This window comes from Runella sp. SP2, assembly GCF_003711225.1.
Lineage (GTDB): Bacteria > Bacteroidota > Bacteroidia > Cytophagales > Spirosomataceae > Runella.
On sequence record NZ_CP031030.1, the window covers coordinates 2,516,549 to 2,538,813 of the forward strand.

The following is a 22,265-nucleotide window of genomic DNA, read 5'->3' on the forward strand; positions in this document are numbered from 1 at the left end:
GATGTTAATTCTTCTCTTTGATCCAACCAATGTACAAAATAGGGACTGTCAGGAGCGCCATAATCATGCTCCAAACCACGCCAAAGGCCAATACACTTGCCAACGGCGCCCACATTGGAGATTTGGAAATAATCATGGGCAACACCCCAATCGCTGCCGCCATGGCGGTTAGGAAAATAGGGCGCAAACGTCGCTTGCCACTTTCGATGGCCGCCGTTCGGATGTCCATGCCATGTTTGCGAAGTTCATTGGTATAATCCACCAAAATAATGGCGTTTCGTACCACAATTCCCGAAAGGGCAATCAACCCGACAAAGGCCGTAAAGCTGAAGTTGTTCCCAGTTACGTAAAGGCCCAAAATCGCTCCAAACAAGCTCAATGGAATCGTCAACATTACAATCGTGGTTTCCTTGAGGTTTTTAAATTGGAACAACAAAATGAAAAATATAGCCACCAAACTTACTGCCAGCGCCGTCACCATTTGACTCAAGGTTTCTACTTTGTTGCCTTGCTCGCCCCCGTACTCAAGATGATAGCCATTAGGTAACGCTATTTTTGCGATTTCGGGCTGTACTTGTTTCAGCAATTCGGCGGGCAATACATTTTCTACTACTTCCGACTGAATTGTAAGGGTACGTACGCCATTTCGGTGCATAATTTTGCCCGTTTGCCACTGTGGGACAATGTCGGCGATTTGACGAAGCGGCACGTTTACGCCCGTAATCGGCGATTTTAAATAGACTTTTTGGAGGTCGTCGGTGTTTTGCCGTTTGATGTCATCCAATCGAAACACAATGCTTACGGCGTTATTGCCTTCGTACATCGTCGAAATGGCCGCCCCACTAAAACCCGTATAAACCGTTTGGGAAACGCTGGTGGTGGTAAACCCTAGCCGACTTGCTTCGGGCTTGAGGTTAATACCAATTCCGTAATAATCTTCCGCAAAATCTTTTCGTACGTACTTACTTCCGTTGGCTTGTTTGAGAATGGCCTCGACCTGCCCCCCAATTTCCTTCAATCGACTCATGTCATCCCCCACGATTCGCACCTCCACGGGCGCTTTCAACGGTGAGCCTTGCTGCATCAATTTAACGAAAGTCGTTCCTTCGGGAATCGTTGTATCAACTTTTTGGCGCAACTCTTCCGTCAATTCTTCCGCCGTTTTATCGGTGGTTGTGTTGACTAAAATTTGGGCATAATTGGTCGTCGGAAACTCAGGAGAGAAATTATAGTAAAACCGTGGCGCCGCTGTACCCGTGAACGTAGCGTAGGAGGTAACACGCTTATCGTTTTTAATCAGTGCTTCGGCATTCAAAATCGCTTGATTGGTTTTATCTAGTTTAGTGCCCGTCGGCATCCAAAGTTCAATGACAAATTGATTCCGTTCCGCGGCAGGGAAAAACAATTGGCGAATCCCTTTGGCAAACAAAACTCCCGCCAGCACAATTGAAAAGAAACTCACCGCAATCGTTGTTTTGGGGAATTTTACGCACACATCCAACAAGCGATTGTAGCCATCCTGCATGTAATCCAACAACGATTTGCGTTTGGCAGGCGCATGTTCTTCGTGCTGGTGCAAGCCTTTTTTGATAAAGACATAACACAACAAAGGCGTCAGTAACATAGCTACCACAAACGACGAAAGTAAGGCGATGGCAACCGTAATGGGCAAAGCAAAGATGAACTCACCGATGCTTCCATTGAGTAAAATCATGGGCATAAAGGAGGCGATAATTGTCACGGTAGCCACCAAAACAGGCACTACTAAATCGTTAGCACTTCGCCACGCTGCGGTCCAGCGGTCGATGCCCTCGTCAAGCAATTCAACGTAGTTATCGGCAATAACAATCGCATCATCAACCACCATTCCAAGCACCAAAATCAACGCTGCAAGCGATACTTGATGAAGATCAATGCCAAGGGCGTGCATGAGCGCAAACGTCACCGCGACAGTCACAGGAATAGCCGTAGCAGCCACCGCTGCAATGCGAAATGGCAGCAATAAAATCACCACGATAATCACCGAAATAATAGCCAAGAAAAACTCTTTGATGAAGTGCGAGATGTTTTCCTGCACCAAATGCGGCTGGTTAACAATGGTCGTTACGGTAACATTTGAAGGGATAACTTGCTTGGCAAGTTCGATTTTTTGGTCAATGGCTTCGCCAAACTTCACGATGTTGTTTCCCTCTTGCATCTGAACGGTCAACAAGATCGCTTGTTTGCCATTGACGGTAATGAGGCTTTGCGGTTCGGCATAGTCGCGTTTAAGCGTTGCCACATCCCCCAATTTTACTACCGAACCCGATTGCGACGTTCCCACAATTTGATTGGCGAGGTCGTTTTCAGTGGTAAAATATCCGTTGGTATATAAAGGTGTTTTGCTGTTGTCCGTTTTGATGTCACCCGTTGGGTTAATGGCATTTTGCGATTGTAGTACCTTCACCACTTGCTGCAAACTCACGCCGTACTGCGACATTTTTTCCGAGCTTGACGATACCACAATTTCTTCTTTCTGTTCGCCAATGCGCTTTACTTTTGAAGTAGCAGGAATCGCGCGGAGATAATCTTCCAGTTTCTGAGCGTATTCTTTTAATTCCGTTGGGCTTGCGGTTGGACTTTCCAAGGCAATCACCATGGCTTCGGTATCGCCAAAGTCGGAGTTGACCAACGGGCCTCGAACACCTTCGGGAAGGTCGAGCTGCTTGGCAACCAATAACTGATTGCGCAATTTGCTCCAAAAAATATCTGGTTGTTTTACCCTTTCTGTCAATTCCACGTTGATAACAACCACACCGTCTTTGGTGGTAGAGTACGTTTTGGCCTTGTTAACTTCTTCGTATTGAAACAAATACTGTTCGAGTTTCTTGGTCACTTGGTCTTCTACTTGGGCAGAATTGGCCCCTGGGAAATAGGCAACGACCAAACCCGAACGAATGGTGATTTTTGGGTCTTCGCGGCGGGGCATATTCAACAATGACTGTATCCCGACGGCAAACAACATCAGCAAAACCGACAATGTTATTTGCTTGTATTTCAATGATGCTTGAGTGATATTCATGGCTGTCTATTGGTTAATTGAAACCACTGTTCCGTCCGTAATTTTTGCTTGTCCTGCTACCACCACACGCTCTCCTGCTTGTACCCCTTTGGTGATTTCAATTTTATTTTCTATCATTTTACCAATGCCTACCTCGCGCTTAAACGCCTTGTTTTGAGCTTTATCCACGACATAGACGTACGTCTGGTTGTTCAAATCATGGATGATACATTCGGCGGGAAGCAATATGGCTTGCGATATAGCATCGACCTTGATTTTTGCCTCGGCAATCATCCCTGGTCGGATTTGAGAGGCGGGATTGGCCACTTCAATCTTGATGGTAAAAGCGCGGGTTGTGGCATCCGCAGCCGAACCCACCTCAATGACGCGTCCTACAAAGGTTTTTTCTAACGCCGAAACGGTAATTTCGGCGCGTTGACCAATTTTGATGTAATGAAGTTCACCCTCAGGGATATACGCTAACACCTTTACTTTACTAATGTCCGATACGACAAAGGCTGGAATACCGACACCCACAATTTCGCCCGTCTCGGTAAGTTTTTTCAACATCACTCCCCCAATCGGCGAATATAGCTTGGTATCACTTTCGTTTTTGGCGTGAAGTTGCTGCTGAAGTTTGGCTTGTTGCAAAGAGAAATTCACCTTTGAAAAATCACTGTCTGTGACACTTCCTTTGTCGTGTAAGGATTTCAGACGCGAAAATTCGTCCGAAACGGCATTGACCTGAACATCCGACAATTCTTTGGCGATGTGGTAGTTGGTAGGCTCCAAACTTGCTACCAACTGACCTTTTCTGACCATTTGGCCTTCTTTGGCCGAAATAAAATTTACTTTACCCGCCACCAAAAAGGCTAGCTTCACGGTGGTATTTCCTTCGATATTACCACTGACCGACACATCGTTTTTCACGGTCGTGGTCTGCACTTCTTCTATGCTAACTGGAATGGCGGCTTCGGCCGTTTTCTCGGCCGTTTTTTCAGGTTTTGAGTTACAACCTACCAGCAATGCAACCAAGGCTGGTGCGGCAAAAATGACTGTCTTTTTCATGGGGATTGCGTACCTTTTGTTTTGATGCTACAAAGGTCGCGGGTATTTTTCCCCCAATTTTTAAGATAGATTAAAAAATGAACTGATTTTCATTTTTTAATCTACCACCCCATTTTAAGCAATTTGTCCACGAATTACGCTGAGGGTTTGTTGGGTAATGCCCAAATACGACGCCACGTGCCCAAGCGGCGCCCGAAGAAGAATGTTGGGATACTCGGCAATCATGCGCTCGTAGCGTTCTTTGGCCGTGTGAAATTTCAAAAAGTAATTGGTATCGGCTAGTTTTTTGATCACGCCGTACAAAATGAGTTTTTCTAAATGACTCACCTCAGGTAGCTTGTTACTCAGCTCCGTAAAGTCACGAAAATTGAATGAAGTAACCGTGGTTGGCTCTAAGGCATCGCAACCGTAGGGAGAGTGTTGTTGGTAAAAAATGCTCTCGACCGACATCAATACGGAATCTTCGGCAAAAAAACCGTGGGTGATTTCTTTGCCATCTTTTTCGTAAAACATCCGCAAAAGTCCTGATTCGATGAAATAGACGCGTTGGGGAGAATCACCTTCGGCAAATAACACCTGGCCTTTGGGGTAGGTCTTGGTTTTGGAATGATTTTGTACCCAATCGACGAGCGAATCTGAGTAAATACCGTGCTGTTTGAGATACGACAATATGTCCATCAAGAATGCCTGCTTGTAGTTGGGGAGTAAAGTAACAAAAAACAGTACATTAATTCATCATCCGATACTCGCTCGGTTTCATCCCCGTTTGCGATTTAAAGAAACGAGCAAAATCACTTATCTCGTTTTTCCCAATTTTGTAGGCGATTTCGGTAACGGTAAGGTTGGTTTGTTTCAACAATAATTTTGCTTCCAGCAACAGCATTTCATTCAGTAATTCATGGGCCGATTTTCCTAAAGTTGTTTTTACACATTTATTCAAATGATTGGGCGATATGGCCATCAATTCTGCATACTCGGTAGTTTTTTGCTTCTCATAAATGTATTGTGACAAGTACTTTTTATACTGTTCAGTAATCAAAAAAGCAGAATTTGAAATATTTGGTTTAGATGAACCGATAAATATTTTTAATTCAGTGAAGACCGTCATCAAGTACATTCTTAAAATATCGAATCTACAATTTTCCCCCGCATTGTATTCTTGAATGAGCCTTTCGAGTAAAGGAATAATACGCATTTTGGCTTGTTCATCAATCTTAACAATTGGATTGGCGTGAAACTCCAAAAATGTAAATTCATTGATAAGATCTTTTGTTTTATAGTCAACATTCAACAATTCCATATCAAAATGGCAGTAATATCCTTCGCTACCAAAGCATATTTCTTGGTGCGTTGTAATCTGATAAGCAGGGAGAAAAAAAAACGTGTTTTCTCCGAAATCGTAGCTATCTAAGCCTTTACTTCTGATACTTCGCCCTTTGGTTAAAAAAAAGAAACTATAAACCGAGATTCGACGAGGCACAATATCGGATTGAGTTGGAAAGTTCACTATTTTCATGTAGTCCTCGATGCGATTGATATGAAAATTAGAGTGAACTTTCGTAGTGAAAGCAACATGCGTTTTCAATTCTCTATGCAAATTAGACATAAGCTGATTTGCATCAATTATTGGAACAGAACTGCTTTCTTTCATGGTTGTATTATATTATTTGAGTTGTTGTATTACTTTTTCAGCGGAACGCACCGCCAATGCCACACTGGTGAGGGTAGGATTTGATGCCGTAGCAACAGGAATGACACCGTTACCTCCTACAAATAAATTATCGAATCCCCATACTTTAGAATATGTATCACAAACAGATTCTCCATCGTTTTCTATACCCATTCTGGTAGAGCCTTCGTAGTGCAAGGCAGTACCCGGAGGCATGAGGGTTTGGCCGCCATCTTTTATTTCTTTACCAAACGAATGTACTACTTTTTGCTGAAATGCTTTAGCGGCTTCGATGGCTTCCAAGTCTTTTTCGGTGAATTTGAATTTGAAATTCATTTTTGGCATCCCAAAATAATCAAATTCGGTGTCGGAGAAGACGATGCAATCCTCAAAATTGGCTTCTTTCAAAGGGCCCCAACCTAAGCCTACAATATGTTTTGAGTCGTCGGTGACGGTCGTTTTCATAGGAGATAAATCCATGTGCATAATTTGTCCATGAAAAGGATGGTTCGGTGCATCGAAAGGTGTCCAAAATACGCCTACCGTTGGATCGGGAGATTTGCGATTATGGATTTTCGCTGTTGGATTAGGGGAATGATTCTTTACCAAATCTTTGTCTAATTCAACAAAAGTAAAAATAAATGGGTGCTCGTTGAGGTAATGCCCCAAAGCTTTGGGTCTGATACCCGATGCCCACAATAGTTGCGGCGTGCGTAAGGCATCGGCGGCTACAATGACTACCTCGGCTTCGACGATTGTTTTTTCTTGTGTCGGTAAGTGTTCTATTTCAGCCCCCGTGATTCGACCGTCTTGATAGTGTAGCTTTCTACAGATTGTTTCAGAACGAAGCTCAAAATTAGGATGATTGAGGGTATCTCCTAAAATCAAATCTGAGGCTGTCCAATATCGGTTGTACTCGCTATCTACCTTACAAGCCAATGGCATCGGTTGAGCCTGACGTTTAGGTGAATGTTTATCGCCAAGGGTTTGATTGAGGATATGCAAAATGGTTTCTCCTTCTGCCGAAATCGGGAATGCTTCTTGGGTAACGTGCAGGATTTTTTCTGCTTCGGTGAAAGCTTTATCCATTTCTTCTTCGGCAATAAAAGGAATCTGTTCACCTTTGCCTGGTCTTGGACAGGCACAGGTCCAGTGAATGCCCATGCCTCCGATATTGGTGGACATCGAGATTGACGGCATTTCGTTGGTTTTGATATCCTCGGGCTGGTCCAATACTAAATGTGTTCCTGCACGAGCCAACACATCGGCTGTTAGTTCACCACGCTGAACAGCCAATGCTCGTTCTGCTACCGAAATCATGGGATATGGCGTTTTTTTGGGTCCTTGTGAAAGGATTTGAGCCATTTCCATTTTTTTAGGGTCGCTGATATTTTTTACATGTTGTCCAATGCTGTCAGAAACTTTTGGTCCTACTTCAACCATCAAGATTTTGGCTTGTGGTCTTTGTTCGGCAATAATTCGTGCATAAGTAGCCCCTACTGGGCCTGAACCTATTATGAGAATGTTGGTTTTCATGTTAAAGTAGAATTAAACTTGTTGATTTTGTTAAGCGCTCAAACAGCGTTCAATACTTCAATAGCGAATAAAGGACATCCAACGCCCCAGCATCTGGTAAGCTAACCGCCGAAGGCTTTTCATTGAACATCATAATCATTTTCTTTTCGCTATCATAAGGTTGCCATTGGGGTAAAGATGCACCATTCGGATTACCATTTTTGACAAAATTGACCCAATACGACGACATTGCCTTCGCCATTTGGTGGTCTTGTTGTTCCCAATTCCGATTAAAAAACTTCAAATTATCAAAGGCAAAAGGAACTTCTGCCGTGTGAAAAGCTCCGTAGAGGGCATCGCCTTTGGGTTTGATGTCTTGGGCAAAACGATACATATATACCTTACTCCCATTTTTTGAATGGAGATTTGCCCATGTATAATTTTGCAAACCAAAGATTAAGTCACTTTCCAATTTGCCTTTTTTTACGGCTACGTCTTGGTCGTTGATTGGTGCATAAGCAGACAATACTTTGCTACTATTTTCTTTGAATTGTTTTTCAACCGATGCTTGAAAATCGTTCAAAGTTGTTGGGGGTACTTTTTTGCCTCCCTCATATTCATTCCAGCCTGTAAGCAAAATAATAGGATTGTCTTTTTTCTGGGCAACAATGGCAGGAATAGCCTCTGGCAATACATAGCCATCAATCACAGGAGCAAAAAAACGTTTGACATTTTGTACGATTACCTCGGCAGGCAACGCCCTTAGTTCTTTGATTGATGAAACATTGCATTTTTTCAAGAAATTAGCCCCTTCTTGTTCTTCTTGTTGCATAGAAGGCGTTTTTATAAGCGGATTCCCACTGGTAAAACAAGCACCACTTTCGGCAATAGCTTTTTGAAAAAGTCCAGCGGCAAGCGGCGAACTCACCAAGCAATTGACGCTCATCGAGCCAGCCGACTGCCCTGCAATGGTAATATTGTTGGGGTCGCCACCAAAGTTTTGAATATTTTCTTTTACCCAACGTAAGGCTGCAATCTGGTCTAACAAGCCATAATTACCAGAGCTTTTGGTGGGCGATTCGGCAGAAAGCTCCGAATGAGCTAAAAAACCAAATACATTTACTCGGTAATTGATGCTTACGACTACAATGCCTTTTTTAGCCAAAGCTTCACCATCATAAATCGGTACAGCACTGCCCCCTCCCATAAAAGCTCCGCCATGAATCCAAACCAACACACCTTTTTTGGCTGTTTTGCTGGCTGAGTTGGTCCAAATATTTAAGTAGAGGCAGTCTTCGCTAATGGGTGCTACGGGCGGAAGAAACTCCACTGTATATCCTCTGAAAGGGGCAGGTTTCTCCTGCATGGCATTGGGGCCATATATTCGACAAACTTTTTTGCCTTTCCACGAAACCAGCGGCATAGGAGCTTTCCAGCGGTTTTCGCCCACGGGTGGGGCTGCATAAGGAACACCCTTGAAAACATGTATCTTGCTTGGTGTAATATAGCCTTCTACTAAACCATAATTGGTCTTTACAACGCTACTTTGTTGTGCTATGGCAACCCTACAAGAAAGCAAGAATAAGATAACAAAACCCCAATTTTTCATAGTTAATTGTTGATTTACAATGAATTATCAAGATATTTGTACATATCCAGTAGTTTTTGCTCGCCCTCTATTCCTGCCACCGAATTGTAATGTTCCATGCCAAAAATGAAGTTTTTGCCTGTTGCTAATGATTTTTGATAAATGTGCTTGAATACTATCTCGTGGTTGATTTCGCCTGTACCGGGTTCAAAACGTTGGGGTACATCGCCAATCTGGAAATAGCCGATTTCGTCCCAAACCAAATCTATGTTGCGTTGCAAATGCCCTTCGTTTTGTTGTAAATGAAACAAATCGAACAGAATTTTGCAGGCAGGGCTATTCACGGCTTTTGCCAATAAATAGCATTGTGCCGAAGTTTTAAGATAGACTTGTGGCGGAAAACTGAGCGGTTCGAGTAGCATTACCATGCCATGAGGCTCGAAAATTTCGGCGGCTCTTTTGAGGCTTTCCAGTACATTCGCCGTTTGGATTTCGTAAGGCAAGGTAGGGTCTGCGGCATCTGGCACAACGGTGACGTATTTGCCGTTGAGGCGTTTGCCTACTTCTACGGCTTGACGACATTTGTCTAAAAAGATATTTCTAAATTCCTCTTTACCCGACGTAAACGCTGCATTGGGTGGCCAATTGACGGGCCCCATCACAAACGTTCCCATTTCCATATTTAAGTCGGAAAGCGTTTTGCCAATTTTATCTAAGTACTCAGGCGTTTGTCCGAGCATCCCTATGCCCATCAAATTGGGCATGGGTACGCCCGAAAAGGCATTGTCTTCAAAAGCGGTAAAGCCTAAGTCGGCCGAGTATTTAATTTGGTCGATAAGGTCGCTTCCTGCCGAAGCGAATGTCCCAAAATGGGGGGCGTATTTGAGTTTGAAAGTATTCATTTTTAAAAATTATCAGCTTGTTTATAGGCTTCTAATAAAGCTTGTTCGCCTTCAATGCCATCAATTGAGTTGAAATGTTCCATGCCCAAAATGAAGTCTTTCTGACTGGCTTTCGACTTTTGGTAAATGTGTTTGAAGATATTTTTGTAATTGATTTCACCTGTTCCTGGCTCGCATCGCCCTGGTTCATCGCCAACTTGGAAATAACCGATTTCATCCCAAACCATGTCGATGTGGTATATCAATCTGCCTTCATTTTTCTGCAAATGATACATATCGAACAAAATTTTACAGGCATCTCTGTTCACGGCTTTGCACAACATATACGCCTGTGCCGAGGTTCTGAGAAAAAGCTCGTGGTGGTCGGCAAGGGTTTCTATCGCCATTGTTACGCCGATAGGCTCAAAAATATCACTGGCTTTTTTGAGGGCATCAATGGCATGAGCCGTTTGCATTTCGATAGGCAAAGAGCGGTCGAAGCAATCGAGCGTAATGGTTACAAATTTGGCATTGATACGCTTGGCAACTTCTACACCGCTTTTGCATTTAGTAAGAAATTCCTCTAAATATTCAGGTTTGCCCGAAGTGACCAATTCGATAGGCGGCCATTTGGTGGGGGTCAATACAAACGTGCCCATTTCCATGCCTCTTTTTGCCAAGGTTTCGCCAATTTTATTGAGCATCTCAGGCGTTTGGCTGCACATCCCAATACCCATGCGGGTAGAATTAAACTGCACCAAGGGCGACACGAAGCCGCTATCTTCGAGGGCTTTGAAGCCCAAATCAGCCATATAATTGATTTGGTCGATTGGGTCTTTTCCTGCCGAATGCGTAAACGAACCAATATGCGGAGCGTATTTTAGTTTAAACATTTTGTACCACGATTAAAAATTTTGTAAAATTCGTTTCCACAATTGGTGCTGCTTTTCTACCATGTCAAAAGCATCAAACTCGTCGGTAAATGCCGAGCCTTCGTATTCTGATGAAATATAGCCTTTGTAACCTCCTTCGTGGAAAACCTTGAAAATGGCAGGGTAATCTATCGAAGGCTCATCGCCGTTTTCGTCGAAACCATAGAATTTACCATGCACGTGTACAACATAAGGCATGATTTCTTTCCAATTTTCTACGGGCTGACGGCCATTCATGCTAAATGCCATATTCAGACGGCCAATTTGTGGCGGCGTAGCCCCCATTGGAACTAATCTTTGGGCCAATTCGCCAAATTTGGCTGGCGTTGGAATGTCTTTATGCCAAATTTCTTTGGTAATGGCAATCATCTCGTCGGTGACACCTGCCGTTTTAAAGCTGGTCAATAACGCCTCCGGAATGGCACGCATACAAGTCCCCATATCTGGCACAAAGCCTAACACGTGGGTCTGCATTTGTCCAAACATTTCAGCCATTTTAATTACAGAAGGGTGGTCAACGCTGTAAGGCGTATGTAGCTCTATTCCCATCACGACGTTGGCTTTTTCGGCAAAAGGCACGAGTTTTTGATAGACTTCGGCAGGTGCGGTAGTTTGGCAACGCAGGATAGGAAAGCCGAGTTTTTGAGCCGCCAAAATCTGAGGTTTGATGTATTCTACGGTTTCATCAATACTCATTTTGGCGTGGCGTTTGATAGCCACATCAATGTTGGCATCTAAAGCCACTGGCTCAAACTCGTACTTGTCAAGGAGGTTTTTTACTTCTTTTTCGGTTTGGTCAGAGATGTATGGAAATCCTCTAAGGCTTTGAAAGCCAATTATTTCTAAACCGGTACCTAAGTCACGTTTACGAGTTTCGGCAATTACGTCTTCCAACGAAAATTGTCCATAGTTCCATTCGTAAGCGTAGGAAAAAAGGGAGGTGGCGAGTTTTATAGCCCCCCCCGCCCCCGATGGGGGAGTTTTTGCCCCCACCCCCCCGATGGGGGCTTTATTTGCACTATTTTCAGTTTTGGGTTTAAGAGATATATTGCTTTTTTGTACTGAGTTTTCAATGGACGTATTTATTCCCCCATTGGGGGTTAGGGGGCACTTTACCACCGAACTCGCCAATAAAGGCGTAGCTTGGGGACCAACCAAAATGTAAGGAATATGCAAATCGAACTTAAACTCTACTTCATATTCACTTCCTTTTTCCAATGGTTGAGCAACTTCCAAAATACCTCTATCAAGGATAAAGAGCCATTCTTTGTCTAATTCTGGAAGTTGGTCGTAGGAGTATTCATTGCCATTGGCCTTTATTTTGAATAGGCTTTTTTCGATTTCTTGCCCGTTGAGTTTTAGGCTAAAATCCATGCAAGAAAGCGGTAATGCACGATACCAATGCGATTGAAATTTGAGTTGAAAGCCGTTGTCGGTGGCTTCTAAGGCATCTTCTCTTAAAATATATTTGTCTAAAGGACCCATTTTTTTGCGTATTTGAAAATTTGGAAATTTGAAGATTATGTACACATTCTCAACTATATATACTATCAAGCTCATTATCAATATAATACCTCGAAAGTGCCATCGAAGCCAGCAAGTCGGGTGTGCCGTCGGTTTCTACAGTTACCCAACCTTTGAATTGATGCTTTTTGAGTAATTGATACAAACCTTTGAAATCGAGTACGCCTTCGCCAGGTTCCCAAAACCAACGTGTGCCATCGTCCACAATTTCGATGTCTCGACTGTAGCGTATGTCATCGGGTAAAGCGGGCGTAGCGGTATCTTTCAAGTGGAACGTACAGATACGGTCGTGATAGGTATCATAAAATTCCAATATATCTTCGCCCAGTAAAGCTACTTGTGCCGTGTCGAGGCAATAATGCACATAGCGTGGGTCGGTGAGTTCGAGGTATTCACGGTGGTTGTCTTTGTTGATTGCCAAGAAAAACTCGTTATGAATCCCAATTTGTACGCCCTTGTCAGTGGCATATTTGCCCACTTCGGTAATGATTTCGGCCGATGCTTTGATTTGGTCACGACTCAAAGGCCCTACCCCATAATAATTGTTTATCGGGGCAGAATTTAGCTGAGTACCACCAAATTCAACCAACAAATCCACGGCTTTTTTACTTTCTTCAAGCGTTTGTTTATGGTGCGTTCGGTCGTAGGGTTTGTCAATCAAATGAAACATTCCACTTACTTCAACGCCACGCTCGGCTGCAAAATCTTTGAAGGCTTGGGGAGAACCAAAAAGAGGTAACATTTCTGGAAAATCCCACGGAGCAAGCTCTATTCCATTGAATCCCAAGGCTTTTTGGTAACGAAGGATTCTGTCCCAGTCGGTGTAATATGCCGAATTGGTTTTGTCTTCGTAATAAAACTCACGGAAGTTGTCAATCCTTTGGTAAGGAATGTTTTTCCAGTGGTTCATGTGAGAATATTTGATATTTGGGATTGCTGATTTCGGATTTCGGATTTTTTTGAAATCGCTATCTATTTGTTGATTTTGTAAGTCCATATTCACGATTTTTTCAATTATTTTTTGATTCCAAAATCCCCAAGTTGAAGACTCCCCCCCGCCAATTCAGAAATCGTTTTTCTGCTTCTCAGCAAAGCACGCATGGGTTCACGGGTTTGGCGATTACTCACGATTGCCCAGCCATCATAATTGATTTCTTTGAGCGTTTGACAGAATCCGCTCAAATCAACCTTTCCTAAACCTATATCTTTAAAAACCTGCGTAGCACGGTGTTGTGGATATTCGGGCAAAGGCGTTTTCCATGTTTCATTATCATCCATAAATGCTGTGTCGGTTAGATAAATTGAACCAATTTTACTGGCATTATTTTTCAATAATTCAGTTGAATTTTGACCTGCAATACTCAAATTTGCCGAATCAATATTAAAATGAATTGAATCATTTAATTGCGACAGAAACGTTTGATAATCTTGGCTACGAAGCACACTCCAATACTCATTTCTAAGCGAAATTTTGATGCCTTTTTCTTGGGCAATTGTTGCAAAACCATTGATTAACTGAATGGTACGATTCATAAAATCGCCCTCCCAATTTGGATATTTGCCATGATAATGCTGTACCAAACCATAAGGCGGCGTGGGAGTAATGGCTATGTAGTCGCAACCCAATTCGGCGGCATAACGGATGGATTCCCCTCCGAAGTAGCCAGAAGCCCCAAAGTAAAAATCAAGGTTTTCGTTACGCATAAAAATGGTAGGATTGAAATGAATCCCAGCCACTTTTTCGATGCCGTTTGCTTGCAAATGAGCCACAAATTTGGCAACTGTTTCAAATTTTACTTCGATACAATACTTGGTAAAAGGCACACCCGAGCCACCTCTGAAAATCCAAAAGGGGTCAAACGGAATCTCAACAGCCCTAAAACCTGCTGTGGCTATCATGGGGTATAGCTCATCCCAATAATACTTGCTTTCGTAGCGATTACGGTTGGGTTCTTGGTGATGCACATTCACCATATCGAGGCTTATTCCTATTTTCATTTATTTTCTATTTACTGAGGATTTGAGAAGGTGAAGTGGTGAAATTCAAATTTTCAAATCTTCAAATCATCGCATCAAAAATTTACTTTCTTCTCGAAAACTCTGATACTCGGAAAAGGCATATAGCCGATTCGGAGGTTGATTTTCAGCCCAATGGTGTGTTCACCTGCGGACAAATCACCTGCTTTAGCCACCGAAAGGGTCGCTACTTCGCCCATTTCCCAGCGGTCATCCGTTTCATTTTCTCGTTGTTCAAGGTTATAGGTATTGCCATGAACCGTGATAGCTACATCACTTTGGGGCAAAGTTTCGCCATCTAAAGAAACTTCTATTTCTTCGACCATCGAAAGCGAAACGCCTCTGTAATAAGGCAATCTTGCTCCTATTTCAAAGCCTTTTTCGGTCTTTTTTGCCCTTTCTGGCACAATCATATATTTTTCGTACATGGTAATTAGACCCCTAACCCCCGATGGGGGGATTATTTTGAGGCGGTTTTAAGGTTTTACTATTTATTTTATCGCATTAAAGTCCCCCATCGGGGGATTTAGGGGGCTATAAGTCTTTTTAACATTTCCTGATGTCTGCGTACTTGTTCTACGCTATCGACCTCATAAATATCTTGGATATGGCGATTGCCTTCGTATTCGGTAGCGATGTAGCCATTGTAGCCATGTTTTTGTAATACGGCAACTACTTCATTGTAGGGAATACTGTACTCTGTGTAATCTTCCAACATCTCTAAACATTTGCCATGAATATGTATAATTCTGTCGATATGCGGCACTAAACTGAGCGGATTGACAAAAGGTGTATGGCGTGAAAGCTCTGCTACGGCCATATCTATACGTCTATTGCTCATCTTAGATACTTCATAAACCGTATATTCTGCCATTACGCCTTTTTCGTGTTGTTCGCAAACGTATTTGGCTATTTCGGGGTCAGCACCGTTGCGAATCATTCGCTCTACTTGCACACGAGGCAGGCGTTGGGTAAAACCACCCATATCAGGAATAAAGCCAAAGTGTTTTGTACCTGTGCGTTCCATCACTTCCCAGTGGCGTAACATCCATGCACTATTGATATTCCAAGGTGCGTGTACCTCTATGCCCAATTTGATGTCGTGGTCTTCGGCAAAAGGTAATACTTTTTCAATAATCTGCGGCGTAGTATTCACAATCACACGAATGATTTTGAACCCCAAGGCTTTGGCAAAGAGTATGTCTTTTTTGAAAGAGGCTACCGCTTCTTCGTCTGACCAGTAATGCCCTTTTTTCTTGTTATAATCTAAAAACATATCGTGGGCAACAGGCGTAACCTTGTACTTATCCATCCACCCAAACCATTGCTCAATGAATGCTTCTGATGGAATTTTCGGACAGCCCGGCACACTTTGTTCGCCTACAATTTCAATTCCCGTTGCACCCGTAGCCGCAGCCGCAGCGATGCAATCTTCAAGGCTCATTTTTTTTAGGAAATATTCTTCCTGATAGCTGTAGAGGCTTACAGCACGTTGAATAAGCCCCCTAACCCCCAAAGGGGGAATTACATTTGATTCCATATTTTTTAAATTATTTTACTCAGACAAGAGAAGATTATTCTTTGTCGAAAATGAAATTTAGTACTACCAATACCAAGCAAATGATTCCAAAAACCACAAATGCTTTTAGAATATCGCCCGTCAGGCTCCTCACAAAGCCAACGATAAACGGAGAGGTTGAAAGCCCCAAGAAAAACCCACTACTCCATATTCCCATGCCACGCCCTCGGTATTCGACAGGCACCGAACGTAAACCGTAGGCAATCAGTACAGGAATAGCCATTCCGCAACCAATTTGTTGAATAATAGCGCTCATTTTAGCCATTTGGAGGGTAGTAGAAAGCCCTACGCCAATTAAACCAATACCAATGAGGGTAAACATGAGTCCAAATTGAATTCTATTGCTTTTCGTACCCAATAGCTTAAACATGACCGCACCAAGCGGTAACATCAAACTCGCTACGGCCGTAATACTTCCCACTTCTTTTGGATCGCTGATGCCAATTTTATCCAGAGCCAACGAAAAATGCAAGGTGTAAACGTAGTACAAAACCGAGGCGATAAAAGTTGTAAGGAATACTTTTATCAACGATTTTTTTGAAAACTGAAAAGAACTATTTTGAACATTGGCAAGCGACGGGGCTTTGGTTTGTGGCTCGAAAATAAAGAAAAAGGCACCAATCGGAATGATGAGGGTAATGGCATACAACAAAAACGGATATTGCCAACCCATCGTAGCAAGCTGCCCGCTGCCATTGATGACAAAGAAACCAAATACTGGCCCAATAATACTCTGAATCATTAACCAAGTGTTGCGGCGGCTTTGGTCAAAGTAGTCGCCTAAGAGCACATTTGCGATAGTCAAAATAAAGGCTTCTCCGATTCCGAGAATGAGCCTTCCCGCAATTAAGGCGCTAAAGCTTTCCACAAAAAATGGCAAAATGCCGCCGATACCGTAAAGAATAGAGAAAATAATCAGTAATTTTCTTCGACCAATTTTATCCGTCAAAAAACCTGCATAGGGCGAAAACAATGCTACACACAAACCTGGGGCGGAAATCACAAACGGTGCCAGTGTTTCGATGTACGGAACACCTTTGAAATGATTACGGAGCGTTGGCACAACTGGCATAAGCGTAATGACGGCCATCATAGGTAAAATACTAACCAAGGCAATGATGATTCCTTGGGGTACTCCTGCGGCTCGGGTTTGGGTGTTTGGCATTGTTTTTTATTAATTAAGGTTAAGAGATTGGTTGGGGAGAAATGTATTTTTCTCCCCTAATGACGGTCTATAATCTAACATTCAATTGAGCACCGATTAACCTTGGCGAACCAAATATCCAGTTATACGTATTGATGTTCCCACCGTTAAAGCCTGAAAATGTTATAATTCTGTTGTCTTCGAGGTTTTGGGCAAACACACCAATATCAAACTTACCTCCTTGGGTCGTATAAGTTAAGTTTATGTCGGTTTTTGTATATGCTTTTTGACGGTCCATTGCATAATTAAATGCCGTAGTGTAATACGCTGATTTGAATAAAGTTTGAATACCTGCGTTTAAAATGCCCTTACCCACTTTAAAATCATGGCTATACCCTGCCGTAAGTGTCACTTTAGGAGCCATAGGTGCTACATTTCCCGCAAGATTTCTTTCGGTTACCGCAGCACCAACTCTATTGGCTACTGTTTTTAGGTCTTTGTATTTGGCATCCAAAAGATTCACAGAAAACCTGAATCTATCGGCTTTGCTTGCAGCGTATTCTCCATCTATTTCTAAACCTTTTACGGTACTAACTCCCGCATTTTGGATAGCTCCACCGATGGCGGTCGAAATAAAAATAGTCACTTGTTGATCTTTGTAATCATAATAGAAAGCTGAGGCATTCAAACGTAATTTGTTATTGGCAAACTTATTTTTAGAACCAATTTCGTATGCCGTCAAACTTTCTGGATTATACTGCCCTAAGTTATCGAACCCTCCCGCTTTATAGCCTGTACTTATTTTGGCAAACAACATCTTATTGGCATCTACTTCGTATTCTAATCCAGCCAACCAAGTAGTTCGGTTCCAACTTCCTTCAGTCGGGATTCCCTCAAACGGCTTCATACCTGCTTGAGTACCAGAAGTTGGCACATTCGGGTAGAAAAATCTGATAATTGTAGGTGGCCCAAAAGGTGCAGAGGCTAAGTTGCCACCGCCCAAAACTTTTTTGTCAGAAGTATTTCTGATACCCAATGTTAAGCCCAATTTCTCATTGACTTTGTAAGTGGCTTGTCCAAAAACGGCCGATGTTTTTGAGTTTACATCTCTAATGAAGAAGTTTAAGAAAGGAACTTGCCCGCCAAATGCCCCTGCTGCCGAAACGACTAACAATCCCCGAGCAGTATTTTGGTCTTCATCTCCATAAAAACCACCCACCTGCCAACTCAATTTGGCTGTTTCACCATTTAATCTAAGTTCATGGCTTTGGGTAGCAGTTTTAATGTCGTTGTGAAAACTATTGGTTTCTGGCAAATAGCCATTAAGTGGCTGATAGCCAGTCATCGTTACTTTTCTATACCCTGCGGTGTAGCTTAAAATAGCTTTGCCAAAATCATAAGCGATTTTTCCTCTGATTGCTGATTGGTCAATTTTCATGAATCCAGCCGTTGCAACTGGAAAATCTTTTGGTAAGGTGGTTGTCCAAGAAATGGGTTCTTTGTCTTTTAATTCAGTAAGACTACCCATCGGAACACCATACTGAGAAGGGGCTTGTTGGTCAACTTTACTGATTTCACCAGCTACATACATGGACAATGCTTTTGTTGGATTTACACTTAAACCCAAACGAGAAGCCCACATATTTCCGTTGTCAAATCTGCCATTAAATGCTCCTGTTCCGCTACTTTCACGGTAGCCATCGTGCTTATTTAAAATACCAGCGACACGCACTGCAGCAATTTTTCCTAAAGGTAGATTGACCATTCCGTTTAATTTCAAAGCATTATAGTTTCCATAACTCAATCCCAAATCAGCTTCACGTGTTTGAGTAGGCTTTTTCGCAATGATGTTTACTGCTCCAGCGGTAGCGTTTCGTCCGTATAATGTTCCTTGTGGGCCTTTCAAAACTTCAACACGGTCGAGGTCAAACAAAGCTGCGTTTAGGGCAACAGGTCTGTTAATATATTCGCCATCAATTCCAACCGTAACGGCTTGGTCTGATAGCTCGGCTGCCCCTTGGTTACTACCCACACCACGCACATTGATTTGATTGAAAATGGTATTAGTGATAATGTTTAAACTTGGAGCAATTGCTTGCAATTGTACTAAATCTGTAATACCCTGTTTTTGTATCGTTTTACCCGTAACCAAGTCGAGGGTAATAGGTACTCTTTGTGCCGAAACCGAACGGTTTTCTGCCGTTACGACTACCTCTTCGAGGCTTTCTGAGGCTTCTTTGAGGTTAATATCTAATGACGTTTTATCACCAACAGTCACTTCTTGAAGTTCATACCCGAGGAATGATAAAATAAGCATTTGGTTTTTACGTGCATCGATGCTGAAAGTACCGTTTTTGTCAGTCGTTGTTCCTTTGGTTGTTCCTTTTACAACAATATTCACCCCTGGAAGCACCTCTCCGTTGGTTGATGTGACTTTCCCATTGATTGTTTGAGCAAGAATACTCATTGTTGGGCAACCCAAAATTAAAAGTAATAGGAAGATTTGATGCCAGTTGAATTGGCTAAGAATAGGTTTTTTCATACTTTTGACAGGTTTAAATTTAGACAGACTTTCTACCAAACTGGTCAGGAAGTGAACCAAAGCCGTCTCTATTCGCAGTAGAGGCGGTTTTTTTTATATAGGCACTAGGTTGACTTATTCAGTGAATTTCTTGGACAAAAGTAGTTTGCTTTTGAGTGCAATTAATTATCAAAATGATGCAAAAGACTAACAAAATCAATCCATACTTTCAAAATTGATCAAAAAAAAGCCCTGCCCTAATAAAAGGCAGAGCTCCGAATGTGGTGAATATTATTTTTTAAAACTCCCGCTCCCCAAATTCGCTCGATGGCAACTTGGCTTTGCGGTCCGTTTTGTTGAAGCTATACGATAGGTTCAGTAAAAAGATATTGGTTTCTTGGATGTAGTTGGTAGTGGTATAAAAATTGGTACCCCAAGTCGAGATTCGTTGTTCATTGACTTTCATTTTTCCAAAGGACGTATTTTGCCAAAGCAGCGAAACGCTCATCTTGTTATTCATCAATGATTTCTTTATCGAAAAATTGGGTTGGTAAAAACGCGAATCTTCTCCCTGCGCCGTATTTCTAGCTGATAAATACGAGAGGTTAAACTGCGTGCTTAAAGTTGGCGTAAATTGGTAATTGAGGTTAGAATTGATGGAATATACCCAACCTTGACTATTGACTACCACTGAGTTATCAAACAATGCACCCTTAATTCTCAGATTATAAACGTTCCCACCCACAAAGATTTTCAACTTCTTAACGGGCGAAATTGTTACCCCAATTTCTGAACCCATCAAGCGGGCCTTACCCGCATTGGTGTAAATTCGATCCAAAATCGTGTCATTATATACACTATTGACGCGATTGACAATATTGGTGATTTGCTGACGATAGACGTTCCAGTACAACGATACTTTTTTAAAATCTTTGGTGAGCCCAAACTCAAAAATTCCTACAAACTCAGGACGAATGTTGGGGTCGCCCTGTTCGAGAGTTTCGCTGTGTTCGCGTTCAGGATAAGGATTCAGCTCGTTGTTGGTCGAACGTTGCACGCGGCGACTGTAAGCGGCTTTGAGGCGAAGGTCTTTTCCCATATCGTACAGCAAATTGGCCGAAGGGAACAAGTTTGACAATTTCAATTCATTCGGTTTTCCTCCACGGTCGTCCGTAAATTCACGCAAAGCGTTCTCATACCGCAGTCCCGACGAAAATTCTAGCTTTTTGTATTTGCCTGCGTACTGCGTATAAAGACCATGTATTCGGTTATAAATAGCAATGTTAGCCGTAAAAGCAGGGTTAACCACCAACGGCTGATTGTTTCCATTTTTTTCAGAATACACAAACACGCCCTCTTGGTTTTGTTGACGATATTGGTAGCCTATTGAGAGTTTCCCAATGCCTACTTGCTTTTCGTAATCAGCTCTGAGGCGGAGGGCACGGAGCGGATTCGAGCCCGTATTGAGGGTGTATTGAAGCGTATCTCTGAGGTTATTGATGTTGATATTACTGTTTTTGGTAAAACCATCAATCATCGCATCTTCGTACAAACCCGAAACGCTCAAAGCGGAGGAGTTTTTGAATTTGTGGGTATAATCAAGGTTTACGACCTTAAACGCACCCGATTTTAATACCAAATTGGGGTTATAATACTGGGCTCTCCCAATTACTTGGCTGGTAAGAAGATTGGTTTTGGTATTGTTTCGGTAGTAAATATCTGCCGTTCGGTACTGGTCGCGGCCACCTACATATACGCCCGCCGAAAGTTCATCCGATTTTGAAATGGTATAAATAGCAGAAGCTCGCAGGCCGTAGTTTTCCCGTTTTAGGCTTCGCTCTCCGTCGCTCGGGAATTGGGTCAGTACATTATTAATGATGGTATAAACATCTCCGACGCGTTGTCCTGCAATGTCGTTTTTGAGGTAATTGCCCGAAACCGTCACATCCCACTTTCCTTTGCGGTAATTGAGCGTAGCATCGGCCCCATAGCGGCGGGGTTCGGTGGCGTTCTCGTAGGCTTTTAGGCGTGGCAGGCCGTACTGAATATTAGTCGTTAGTGACAAACCATCGTTGGTACCCGTTTTGGTAATGATATTGATGATTCCTGCTTTGCCGTCGGCGTCATATTTAGCTGAAGGTGCAGTAATCATTTCTATTTTTTCAATGGTATTGGCGGGAATTTGCGACAAAATCGTGGCGGCATCAATTTGCGAAGGTTTGCCATTGACCAAAATCAAAAAGCCTTTTGCCCCTCTAACCATAATTTCCCCTTCGGCATTGACCATCACCGACGGGATATTTTTTAGCACATCGGTAGCCGTCCCGCCCCGTGCTACTTCAAACTGTTCGGCCTTAAATACTTGTTTTTCGAGGGTTGCTACTACGTTGGGTTTGATTCCTGTCACCGTTACTACATCCAGTTGTTGACTCGAAGGACTAAGGGCAATCGACCCCAGATCTAGGCGTTGGCTGGCTTTGTCATAACTCACTTCGATGTACTTGGTTTTGTAGCCAACGTACTCGACTTTAATGACGTACTTATCGTCTTTTAGACCCACAAACTGAAACGAACCTTTATCGTCGGCCACCTCACCTTTTACCATACTACCCTGCGCTTTGGACTCCAGCCGAATGGTAGCGAACGACAATGGCTCGGTTGTGAGCGAATCAACGAGTTTGCCTTTGATAAAACTACCTGATTGTGAATAGCTCGCCAAAGCAAGTAGAACTAACAATGGAATAAAAATCAACTTTTTCATAGAATGGGGGCTAAATTCAACTTCTGA

General features: G+C 42.7%; 16 protein-coding genes. All 16 read right to left on the minus strand.

Annotated features, from left to right (window positions below):
- Positions 1 to 4: 4 nt before the first annotated feature.
- Entirely contained in the window at positions 5 to 3,061 is a 3,057-nt protein-coding gene (locus DTQ70_RS10680; protein ID WP_122930789.1) for an efflux RND transporter permease subunit, read from the minus strand.
- 6 nt (positions 3,062 to 3,067) lie between these two features.
- Complete coding sequence (locus tag DTQ70_RS10685; RefSeq protein ID WP_122930790.1) at positions 3,068 to 4,108, minus strand: efflux RND transporter periplasmic adaptor subunit; 1,041 nt, start codon at positions 4,106 to 4,108, stop codon at positions 3,068 to 3,070.
- 114 nt (positions 4,109 to 4,222) lie between these two features.
- Positions 4,223 to 4,786 (minus strand): Crp/Fnr family transcriptional regulator, encoded by a 564-nt coding sequence (locus DTQ70_RS10690; protein ID WP_122930791.1) that lies wholly within the window; start codon positions 4,784 to 4,786, stop codon positions 4,223 to 4,225.
- 49 nt (positions 4,787 to 4,835) lie between these two features.
- Complete coding sequence (locus DTQ70_RS10695; protein WP_122930792.1) at positions 4,836 to 5,759, minus strand: AraC family transcriptional regulator; 924 nt, start codon at positions 5,757 to 5,759, stop codon at positions 4,836 to 4,838.
- Between the two features lie 12 nt (positions 5,760 to 5,771).
- Positions 5,772 to 7,313 carry a GMC oxidoreductase gene (locus DTQ70_RS10700; RefSeq protein ID WP_122930793.1) on the minus strand — a complete coding sequence of 514 codons (1,542 nt, stop codon included), beginning with the start codon at positions 7,311 to 7,313 and terminating at the stop codon, positions 5,772 to 5,774.
- 49 nt (positions 7,314 to 7,362) lie between these two features.
- Positions 7,363 to 8,901 (minus strand): carboxylesterase/lipase family protein, encoded by a 1,539-nt coding sequence (locus DTQ70_RS10705; protein ID WP_122930794.1) that lies wholly within the window; start codon positions 8,899 to 8,901, stop codon positions 7,363 to 7,365.
- A 14-nt stretch (positions 8,902 to 8,915) separates the two neighbouring features.
- Entirely contained in the window at positions 8,916 to 9,782 is an 867-nt protein-coding gene (locus DTQ70_RS10710; protein WP_122930795.1) for a TIM barrel protein, read from the minus strand.
- A 2-nt stretch (positions 9,783 to 9,784) separates the two neighbouring features.
- Entirely contained in the window at positions 9,785 to 10,654 is an 870-nt protein-coding gene (locus DTQ70_RS10715) for a hydroxypyruvate isomerase family protein (RefSeq protein WP_122930796.1), read from the minus strand.
- A gap of 12 nt (positions 10,655 to 10,666) precedes the next feature.
- Positions 10,667 to 12,178 carry a TIM barrel protein gene (locus DTQ70_RS10720; protein ID WP_164489966.1) on the minus strand — a complete coding sequence of 504 codons (1,512 nt, stop codon included), beginning with the start codon at positions 12,176 to 12,178 and terminating at the stop codon, positions 10,667 to 10,669.
- Positions 12,179 to 12,227: 49 nt separating this feature from the next.
- Entirely contained in the window at positions 12,228 to 13,214 is a 987-nt protein-coding gene (locus DTQ70_RS10725; protein WP_206019696.1) for a sugar phosphate isomerase/epimerase, read from the minus strand.
- A gap of 17 nt (positions 13,215 to 13,231) precedes the next feature.
- Positions 13,232 to 14,215 carry a sugar phosphate isomerase/epimerase gene (locus tag DTQ70_RS10730; RefSeq protein ID WP_122930798.1) on the minus strand — a complete coding sequence of 328 codons (984 nt, stop codon included), beginning with the start codon at positions 14,213 to 14,215 and terminating at the stop codon, positions 13,232 to 13,234.
- Positions 14,216 to 14,289: 74 nt separating this feature from the next.
- On the minus strand, positions 14,290 to 14,661 hold the full coding sequence (locus DTQ70_RS10735) for a DUF6379 domain-containing protein (RefSeq protein WP_122930799.1): 372 nt from the start codon (positions 14,659 to 14,661) through the stop codon (positions 14,290 to 14,292).
- 98 nt (positions 14,662 to 14,759) lie between these two features.
- Positions 14,760 to 15,773 (minus strand): sugar phosphate isomerase/epimerase, encoded by a 1,014-nt coding sequence (locus DTQ70_RS10740; RefSeq protein ID WP_122930800.1) that lies wholly within the window; start codon positions 15,771 to 15,773, stop codon positions 14,760 to 14,762.
- 34 nt (positions 15,774 to 15,807) lie between these two features.
- Positions 15,808 to 16,977: an MFS transporter gene (locus tag DTQ70_RS10745; protein ID WP_122930801.1), complete on the minus strand. Its 1,170-nt coding sequence runs from the start codon at positions 16,975 to 16,977 to the stop codon at positions 15,808 to 15,810.
- Positions 16,978 to 17,044: 67 nt separating this feature from the next.
- On the minus strand, positions 17,045 to 19,498 hold the full coding sequence (locus tag DTQ70_RS10750) for a TonB-dependent receptor domain-containing protein (protein ID WP_122930802.1): 2,454 nt from the start codon (positions 19,496 to 19,498) through the stop codon (positions 17,045 to 17,047).
- A gap of 277 nt (positions 19,499 to 19,775) precedes the next feature.
- On the minus strand, positions 19,776 to 22,238 hold the full coding sequence (locus tag DTQ70_RS10755; RefSeq protein WP_122930803.1) for a TonB-dependent receptor domain-containing protein: 2,463 nt from the start codon (positions 22,236 to 22,238) through the stop codon (positions 19,776 to 19,778).
- Positions 22,239 to 22,265 lie beyond the last annotated feature (27 nt).